The sequence below is a fragment of the Rathayibacter sp. AY1D9 genome (assembly GCF_002932395.1).
GTDB lineage: Bacteria > Actinomycetota > Actinomycetes > Actinomycetales > Microbacteriaceae > Rathayibacter.
Map to the genome: position 1 here is coordinate 1 of NZ_PSVQ01000064.1, position 6783 is coordinate 6783.

The following is a 6783-nucleotide window of genomic DNA, read 5'->3' on the forward strand; positions in this document are numbered from 1 at the left end:
CACCGCCACCCCCGTCCGCCCCACCCGAGAGGAGGCGACCGCATGTACGAAGGCATCGTCCAGGAGCTGATCGACGAGCTCGGCCGGCTCCCCGGCATCGGTCCGAAGTCCGCCCAGCGCATCGCGTTCCACATCCTGCAGACCGAGACGTTCGACGTCACCCGGCTCGCCGAGATCCTGCTCGAGCTGCGCGGCCGTGTGCACTTCTGCGACATCTGCGGGAACGTGGCGGAGGAGGCGACCTGCGGGATCTGCCGCGATCCGCGCCGCAGCCGCGCCGTCATCTGCGTCGTGGAGGAGGCGAAGGACGTCCCGGCGATCGAGCGCACCCGCGAGTTCCGCGGGCTCTACCACGTGCTCGGCGGCGCGATCAGCCCGATCGACGGCATCGGCCCGGATCAGCTCCGCATCCGCCAGCTGCTGCAGCGGCTCGCGGACGGCGAGGTGCAGGAGGTCATCATCGCGACCGACCCGAACCTCGAGGGCGAGGCGACGGCGACCTATCTCTCGCGCATGCTCAGCACCCTCGGCATCCGCATCACCCGTCTGGCCTCCGGGCTGCCCGTCGGCGGAGACCTCGAGTACGCCGACGAGATCACCCTCGGCCGCGCCTTCGAGGGCCGCCGGCTCGTCGAGAACTGACGCGGCCGCCGGAGTCGCATGACCGCTCCGGCATGCGGTCGACCGGTAGACTCGCCCGTCGGGTCGCGACGGCGGTCCAGCCACCGACACGGGAGCAGCACGTGAGCCTGATCGTCCAGAAGTTCGGCGGGTCCTCCGTCGCCGACGCGGAGAGCATCAAGCGGGTCGCGAAGCGGATCGTCGCCACCAAGCAGGCGGGCAACGACGTGGTCGTCGCCGTCTCGGCCATGGGCGACACCACCGACGACCTGCTCGAGCTCGCCCACCAGGTCACGCCCATCCCCGCCCCTCGCGAGCTCGACATGCTGCTCTCCTCGGGCGAGCGCATCTCGATGGCGCTGCTGGCGATGGCGATCAAGAGCATGGGCTTCGAGGCCCGCTCCTTCACCGGCAGCCAGGCCGGCATGATCACGGACGCGCAGCACGGCGCCGCCCGCATCGTCGACATCACCCCGGTCCGCCTCCGCGAGGCGCTCGACGAGAACGCCGTCGTCATCGTCGCGGGCTTCCAGGGCTTCAACCGCGACACGAAGGACATCACCACCCTCGGCCGCGGCGGCTCGGACACCACCGCCGTCGCGCTCGCCGCGGGACTCGGCGCCGACACCTGCGAGATCTACACCGACGTCGACGGCGTCTTCACCGCCGACCCGCGGGTCGTCAAGAAGGCCCGCAAGCTCGATCGCATCACCAGCGAGGAGATGCTCGAGCTGGCCGCCGCGGGAGCGAAGGTGCTGCACATCCGCGCCGTCGAGTTCGCCCGCCGCCACGGAGTCACGCTCCACGTGCGCTCCTCCTTCAGCCCCAATGAGGGCACCATCGTCTACAACGCCGAGACCGCCGGCGCCGAGCAGAACGGACAAGCCGTGGAAGAGCCCATCATCGCCGGAGTCGCCGCCGACCTGAACGAGGCGAAGATCACCGTCGTCGGAGTCCCCGACATCCCGGGCAAGGCCGCGCAGATCTTCACGATCGTGGCCAAGACCGGCTCCAACATCGACATGATCGTGCAGAACGTGTCGGCTGCGGCCACCGCCCGCACCGACATCTCGTTCACCCTGCCCAAGGCCGACGGCCAGACGGTCCTCATGGCTCTCAACGCCGAGAAGGACGAGGTCGGCTTCGAGTCCCTGCAGTACGACGACCAGATCGCCAAGCTCGCGCTCGTGGGCGCCGGGATGCGCACCAACGCCGGTGTCTCCGCGAAGCTGTTCCGCTCCCTCTACGAGGCCGGGATCAACATCGAGATGATCTCCACGAGCGAGATCCGCATCTCGGTCGTCACCCGCGCCGACACCGTGAACGAGGCTCTGCGCGTCGTGCACACCGCCTTCGGGCTCGACGCCGAGGACGAGGCCGTCGTCTACGCCGGCACCGGCCGCTGACGGCCGGACACCCTCGCGATCCGGCCGTTCCTCCCGAGCGGCCGGAGCGACCGGTACCCTCTCCCTCGATCCCCCCGCCACGAGCGGCCCGCGCGCCGCACGGACGAAAGAGCACAGCATGAGCAGCACCCCCCTCCACGTGGGCGTCGTCGGCGCGACCGGCCAGGTCGGGAAGGTGATGCGCCGCCTCCTCGAGGAGCGCGACTTCCCGATCGCGTCCATCCGCTTCTTCGCCACCGCCCGCTCGGCGGGCACGACGCTGCCGTTCCGCGGCGAGGACGTCGTTGTCGAGGACGTGGAGACCGCCGATCCGTCGGGGCTCGACATCGCCCTGTTCTCGGCCGGAGCCACGGGATCGCGCGCGCAGGCGCCCCGCTTCGCCGCGGCCGGCGTCACCGTGATCGACAACTCCAGCGCCTGGCGGATGGACCCCGAGGTCCCGCTGGTCGTCAGCGAGGTGAACCCCCACGCCATCGACCAGGCGGTCAAGGGCATCATCGCCAACCCCAACTGCACCACGATGGCCGCGATGCCGATCCTCAAGGTCCTCGACCGCGAGGCGGGGCTCACGCGCCTGATCGTCAGCACCTACCAGGCCGTGTCCGGCAGCGGACTGGCCGGAGCGAACGAGCTGGCCGGCCAGGTCCGCGCCGCCGTCGCCGACGAGCACCTGCTCGACCTGGTGCACGACGGCTCGGCGGTCGACTTCCCCGCGCCGGACAAGTACGTCGCCCCGATCGCCTTCGACGTCATCCCCTTCGCGGGGAGCCTGGTCGAGGACGGCTCGAACGAGACCGACGAGGAGAAGAAGCTCCGCAACGAGAGCCGCCGCATCCTCGAGCTCCCGGAGCTGCTGGTCTCGGGCACCTGCGTGCGCGTCCCCGTGTTCACCGGCCACTCGCTCTCCGTCAACGCCGAGTTCGCCTCCGCCCTCAGCCCCGAGCGTGCTCGCGAGCTGCTGGCCGACGCGCCCGGCGTCGTGCTGCGCGAGGTGCCGACTCCGCTGGAGGCCGCGGGCAAGGACCCGAGCTTCGTCGGCCGCATCCGCGCCGACGAGGGCGCCCCGGAGGGACGCGGCCTCGCGCTCTTCATCAGCAACGACAACCTCCGCAAGGGCGCGGCCCTGAACGCCGTGCAGATCGCCGAGCTCATCGCGGCGAAGCAGCCCGTCTCCTGACCGGCGTAGACGGGGCCGGCGCCGAGCGCTCCGGCCCCCTCCGGGTGGAAAAGCCGCGAATTTGATGGGGGAGCGGGTCCCCTCCCGGCCGCGGCGTCCGCGGGCGAGCGTAAACTCGACTCTCGTGAACTCCTCGGAACCGGTCGACGTCGCCCTCATCGGTGGGGGCATCATGAGCGCCACGCTCGGCGCACTCATCACCCAGCTGCAGCCCGACTGGACGATCGCCGCCTATGAGCGCCTCGGCGACGTGGCGCAGGAGTCGTCGAACCCGTGGAACAACGCGGGCACCGGTCACGCGGCCCTCTGCGAGCTGAACTACATGCCCGAGGCGGCCGACGGCTCCGTCGACCCGGCCAAGGCGATCCAGATCAACGAGCAGTTCCAGATCTCGCGCCAGTTCTGGTCGAGCCTGGTGGAGTCCGGCGACATCCGCGAGCCCTCCAGCTTCATCAACCCGGCGCCGCACATGACCTTCGTGCACGGCGAGGCCAACGTCGAGTACCTCCGGAAGCGCTACGAGGCGCTCAAGGACCAGCCGCTGTTCGCCGGCATCGAGTTCACCGAGAGCGTCAAGACCATCCACGAGTGGGCGCCCCTGCTGATGGAGCAGCGTCCCGCCGGCGGCGGCCCCTACGCGGCGACGCGCATGCCGGCCGGCACCGACGTCGACTTCGGCTCGCTGACCCACCAGCTGTTCGACCACGTCGTCGCCCACGGCGGCACGCTCGACACCGGCCGCGAGGTCACCGACATCACCCGGCAGAAGGACGGCACCTGGCGCCTCGACCTCAAGCAGGTCGTCGGAGGCACGCCCCAGTCGGTGACCGCCCGCTTCGTCTTCGTCGGCGCCGGCGGCGGTGCGTTGCACCTCCTGCAGAAGTCGGGCATCCCCGAGATCAAGGGCTTCGGAGGCTTCCCGATCTCGGGGCAGTTCCTCCGCACCGACAACCCCGAGCTGGTCGCCCGGCACAAGGCGAAGGTCTACGGCAAGGCCGCCGTCGGCGCGCCCCCGATGTCGGTGCCGCACCTCGATGCGCGCGTCGTCGACGGCGAGTCGTCCCTCCTCTTCGGCCCCTACGCGGGCTTCACGCCCAAGTTCCTGAAGCGGGGCTCGTGGCTCGACCTGCCCCTGTCGATCCGGCCGCACAACATCGGCCCGATGCTCGCGGTCGCCCGCGACAACCTCGACCTGATGAAGTACCTGATCGGCGAGGTGCTCGCCGGCCGTGGCAAGAAGATGAAGGCCCTGCGCGAGTTCCTGCCCACCGCCCGCGACGAGGACTGGTACCTGATCACCGCCGGCCAGCGCGTCCAGGTGATGAAGAAGGACGAGAAGAAGGGCGGCGTGCTGCAGTTCGGCACCGAGGTCATCACCGGAGGGGACGGCACGATCGCCGGCCTGCTCGGCGCCTCGCCCGGAGCCTCGACCGCCGTGCCGATCATGCTCGACATCGTGCAGAAGTGCTTCCCCGACCGGATGAAGGCCTGGGAGCCGCGGATCCGCGCGCTGGTGCCGAGCTACGGCTCGACCCTCAACGACGCGCCCGAGAAGGCCGAGCAGACGGTCACCGCGACCGCCGAGACGCTGGAGCTGTCCGCCTCGGTCTGATCGGCTGCGATCCGTTCGAACGTATGTTCTAATGGCTCCATGAGGTGGAGCGGGCAGTCGATCGGCACGGCCGACGAGGCCGCCCTGCCCGGCCTCGTCAAGCTCACCGACCTGGTGCGGACGGTGCGCACGCCGGAGTTCGAGGGCGTCACCTTCTACGAGGTGCTCGCGAAGTCGGCGCTCAACCGCGTGCACACCTCCTCGAAGATGCCGTTCGGCTGGAGCATCAACCCGATGCGCGGCTGCACCCACGCCTGCACCTACTGCTTCGCCCGGCCCACGCACGAGTACCTCGAGTTCGACGGCGGCCGCGACTTCGACTCGCAGATCGTCGTGAAGGTGAACGTCGCCGAGGTCCTCACCCGGGAGCTCGCGAAGCCGAGCTGGGAGCGGCACCCCGTGGCACTCGGCACCAACACCGATCCGTACCAGCGCGCCGAGGGCCGCTACCGGCTGATGCCGGGCATCATCGCCGCGCTCGCCGCCTCGGGCACCCCGATCTCGATCCTCACGAAGGGCTCGCTGCTGCGGCGAGACCTGCCGCTGCTCCGCGAGGCCGCCGAGCACGTCCCGGTCGACCTCGGAGTGTCGATCGCCGTCTACGACGAGGGCCTCCAGCGCTCCGTCGAGCCGGGTGCGCCGACCGCGGCGGCCAGGCTGGCGACGGTCACCGCGGCACGGGAGGCCGGCTTCGACTGCTCGGTGTTCCTGATGCCGATCCTGCCGTTCCTCACCGACACCCGGGCGCACCTCGACGAGTCGCTCCAAGCCTGCCGCGAGGCGGGCGCCAGCACGATCATGTACTCGACCCTCTACCTCAAGCCCGGGGTGAAGGAGTGGTTCCTGCAGTGGCTCGGGCAGGAGCACCCCGAGCTGGTCGACAAGTACCGAGCGCTCTACCCGGGCCGCGACGCCTACGCGCCTCTCGAGTACCGGCGCTGGCTCTCCGCGCGCATCCGCCCGCTGATGCGCGCGCACGGGCTCGAGCGCGGCGAGGAGGACCCGGCCACCGGCTCCGTCAAGTCCTCCGCCCTGAATTCGCTGGGGACGCTGCGGACCCTCGGCGGCGAGCGGCGCTCCCTCCAGCACGACGGGCTGCTGGTCGGGGAGCTCGGGCCGGAGCGCGCCGCGATCCTGCCCGGCGTCGGGCAGCCGACGCTGTTCTGAGCCGGGGGCGGGCCCGGCCGCGGCTAGGATCGTCCGCATGGTCACCCGCTCCGGTGAGCCCTCGGGCTCCTCCGCCCGGAGCGCCCGCGACGCGCCACCCCGTGCGGTCCGGCTCGGCCTGCTCGACCCGCGCGAGGACCTGCTCGCGGCGACGAGCGCGTGGATCCGCACCCACGCCCCGGACTTCGAGGTCGTCGTGGCCGCCTCCACCTGGCACGACCTGGTGACGAGCGATGTCTTCCCCACCCAGGTGGTCGTGATGGACGTCGAGCTGCGCGAGCCGATCTCGATCGAGGCGCGGATCCGGACCTGCCGGGCGGCGGGAGCCGCGGTCGTGGCGCTCTCCGCGAGCGAGGACGACGAGGTCCGCGAGCGCGCCCTGAAGGCCGGAGCCGTGCGGCACCTGGCGAAGTCGCGCCCGCTCGCTGAGGTGATGGAGCAGACCCGCGCCGCTCTCGAGATGCGCTCGGCCGACGTCTCGTCCGCGCAGTGGCGGCCCCTGCCGTCCGGAGTCGCGGCGCAGCAGCGCCCACGGCTCAGCGCCGGCGAGCTGGAGGCGCTGCGCCTCTACGCGTCCGGATCGAGCACCCCCGAGGTCGCCGCCAAGATGAACGTGCAGTTCGAGACCGCGAAGACCTACCTGCAGCGAGTGCGCCGCAAGTACGTCGCGGTCGGCAGGCCCGCGAGCCGCCGGGCCGACCTGATCCGCCGCGCCGGCGAGGACGGGTTCCTCCCGTGACCGGCCCCTGCTCACCCCGGGGGCCCCGCCCCCGGGGTGAGCAGGGGCCGGTCACGGGAGG

6 protein-coding genes are annotated in these 6783 nt (G+C 71.2%); all 6 read left to right on the top strand.

The window, feature by feature from the left end; all coding sequences use genetic code 11:
* Positions 1-42 precede the first annotated feature (42 nt).
* Positions 43-642 carry a recombination mediator RecR gene (gene recR, locus C5C50_RS16340; RefSeq protein ID WP_104222157.1) on the top strand — a complete coding sequence of 200 codons (600 nt, stop codon included), beginning with the start codon at positions 43-45 and terminating at the stop codon, positions 640-642.
* A 101-nt stretch (positions 643-743) separates the two neighbouring features.
* On the top strand, positions 744-2027 hold the full coding sequence (locus tag C5C50_RS16345; protein WP_104222160.1) for an aspartate kinase: 1284 nt from the start codon (positions 744-746) through the stop codon (positions 2025-2027).
* Positions 2028-2145: 118 nt separating this feature from the next.
* On the top strand, positions 2146-3204 hold the full coding sequence (locus C5C50_RS16350; RefSeq protein WP_104227259.1) for an aspartate-semialdehyde dehydrogenase: 1059 nt from the start codon (positions 2146-2148) through the stop codon (positions 3202-3204).
* Positions 3205-3268: 64 nt separating this feature from the next.
* Positions 3269-4816, top strand: coding sequence for a malate:quinone oxidoreductase (locus C5C50_RS16355; protein ID WP_104260362.1), 1548 nt, complete (start codon positions 3269-3271; stop codon positions 4814-4816).
* A 39-nt stretch (positions 4817-4855) separates the two neighbouring features.
* Positions 4856-5983, top strand: a complete 1128-nt coding sequence (locus C5C50_RS16360; protein ID WP_104247319.1) for an Rv2578c family radical SAM protein — start codon at positions 4856-4858, stop codon at positions 5981-5983.
* 37 nt (positions 5984-6020) lie between these two features.
* On the top strand, positions 6021-6722 hold the full coding sequence (locus C5C50_RS16365; RefSeq protein WP_146076549.1) for a LuxR C-terminal-related transcriptional regulator: 702 nt from the start codon (positions 6021-6023) through the stop codon (positions 6720-6722).
* Positions 6723-6783: the final 61 nt, after the last annotated feature.